The organism is Saccharopolyspora sp. NPDC000995, assembly GCF_053599315.1.
The window spans coordinates 1-1,827 of the sequence record NZ_JBSFLZ010000120.1 but is presented as its reverse complement, the minus strand read 5'-3'; the positions used below and the strand labels follow the sequence as shown (position 1 = coordinate 1,827).

Sequence of the window (1,827 nt, the reverse complement as noted above, 5' to 3'; positions counted from 1 at the left end):
CGTTGCCTGGTTTTGATTCGAACGGCAAGCCGTTGCCGGGCTTTGGTTCGGATGGGCATCCGTTGCCTGGTTTCGATTCGAACGGCAAGCCGTTGCCGGGCTTCGGGCCGGGTTCCGGGGCCGGTGCTGGGGCCGGTGCTGGGGCCGGTTCCGGGGCCGGTGCTGGGGCTGGTTCCAGCTTCGGCGCTCCGCCGCCTTCCGGCCTGAATGCTGGTTCGTCGACCTCGGCCGGTTCGGGTCTGGGTGGTGGCACCGCTGGCCCGCCTGCTCCGCCTGCAGCGGTGCTCTCCGGCGGGTGGCCGGGGACGAACGGCAACAACGGCATGATGAGTCCCGGCATGATGCCCCCGATGATGGGCGGCATGGGCGGCATGGGCGGCATGGGCGGCGCGGGTAACGATCAGAAGGAACGCGAGCGGCAGACGTGGTTGTCTGAAGACGACGAGGTTTGGGGTGCCAACGACGCCGCTGGGCTGAGTGTGATCGGTCGGCCCGACGAGGACGGCTACGAGTTCGACGAGTCGATCGTGGCCGCCGGGCCGATTCGCGGGCCGCGCCAGCCGGCGCAGCAGCCTGCCGAAGACGAGCAGGAAGCGGAGACCGCAACCCGAAACGCGTAGTGGACAGTAACCAATCTCCGTGCCAGGAAAGGAGAGGTGCCATGTCTTCGCCCATGTTCGATGAGCTGGAGGCAGCGCTTGAGGAGCTTCGCAGTCAACAGAAGCGCATTCGCGAAGCTCAGCAGGAAGCCGAGCAGGAGACCACGTCCTTCCGGACCAAGGACCGCATGATCTCGGCCGTCGTCGATCACAAGCTGCGGCTGACAGAACTCAAGCTGTCGGGTTCGCGCTACCGCAACCTGGCGCCGGCCGAGCTGGCCAGCCGGATCGTCGAGGCGGTCCAGGCGGCGCAGGACGAGGCCGCGAAGAAGTCCATGGACGTGTTCACCAAGCTGGCACCGACAGCATCCGGTCCCCAGTTCGGTGAGGTACTCAATACCGAATTCGACCTGGACCGGATGTTCGAGGAGGCTGTCCGCATAGCGCAAACACCACTTTTCCCCGAAGACGCCAACAGGAGCGAGAAGAACGAGGAGGCGGAGCCAGATGTCAAGTGAAGACGGCACCTTTTGGGCCGACATAAACGGACTTAAGGCTAGCAAAGGTGGGGCTGAGGATCTCGCATCGTCCCTGACGGTCATACTCCGCAGCCTCAGGAATATTCGGGTGCAGGCTCAAACCGGCGCAGGAACGACGGCCGGAATCCGGAACCCGGTGAAGCAGAAATTGGACGGGCTTGACCAGGTTATAATGATCGCCGAAATGCTCAAAAAAACCTTGATGGATAAGGGAGAAGGCCTGGGTGACGCCGCTCAGCTCTATGGGAACATGAACGACGACGCCAATAAGACTGCCGACGCTCACAGCGCCCGGAAGTAGTCGAGTCACATTCTGTGATGTGCCCGCGTCGCGGGCAAAGCCGGTGCATCGGCACTACAAGGTCGATACCGGAGTCGGTCGTCGAGATCGGCGGGGCTGAGGCGGGTCCTACCGGACCCGCCTTGGCACCCAAGGGCGTTGTCCGGTAGGTCCGGGTTAGCGTCGGGCAACATGACCGGTTCGAACAGATTGCCCTTTTTTCTATCTCTTGCTACCCGAACGCGCATTCTTGCGAAGTCAATGATGTGCTGGTCTGACCAGGAAGACATAATACCGATCATTGTCGTTTCGCTTGGTTTGAGGGTTGGGTGGGTGTGATGTTTTCGTCGATCATGGTGTCGGAGGGGGTGAGGCGGCTTTTTCAGGTGTTGACCGGTGAGGATATGAC

Annotated in this window: 2 protein-coding genes and 1 pseudogene; all 3 read left to right on the top strand. The window is 62.3% G+C overall.

Annotation, left to right across the window (positions count from 1 at the left end; translation table 11 throughout):
- Positions 1-620: pseudogene (locus ACWDKQ_RS28815) on the top strand (hypothetical protein); the annotation flags it as partial.
- A gap of 53 nt (positions 621-673) precedes the next feature.
- A complete protein-coding gene (locus ACWDKQ_RS28810) occupies positions 674-1,117 on the top strand; it encodes a YbaB/EbfC family nucleoid-associated protein (protein WP_450141915.1) in 444 nt (147 codons plus the stop codon).
- Positions 1,107-1,439, top strand: a complete 333-nt coding sequence (locus tag ACWDKQ_RS28805; protein WP_450141914.1) for a hypothetical protein — start codon at positions 1,107-1,109, stop codon at positions 1,437-1,439. Before ACWDKQ_RS28810 ends, ACWDKQ_RS28805 begins: the two co-directional genes overlap by 11 nt.
- The last annotated feature ends 388 nt before the right edge of the window (positions 1,440-1,827 follow it).

Excerpts from the sequence above, each read along its gene's own strand:
- ACWDKQ_RS28805 (WP_450141914.1), top strand. The coding sequence starts at position 1,107 with ATGTCAAGTGAAGACGGCACCTTTTGGGCCGACATAAACGGACTTAAG.
- ACWDKQ_RS28810 (WP_450141915.1), top strand. The coding sequence starts at position 674 with ATGTTCGATGAGCTGGAGGCAGCGCTTGAGGAGCTTCGCAGTCAACAG.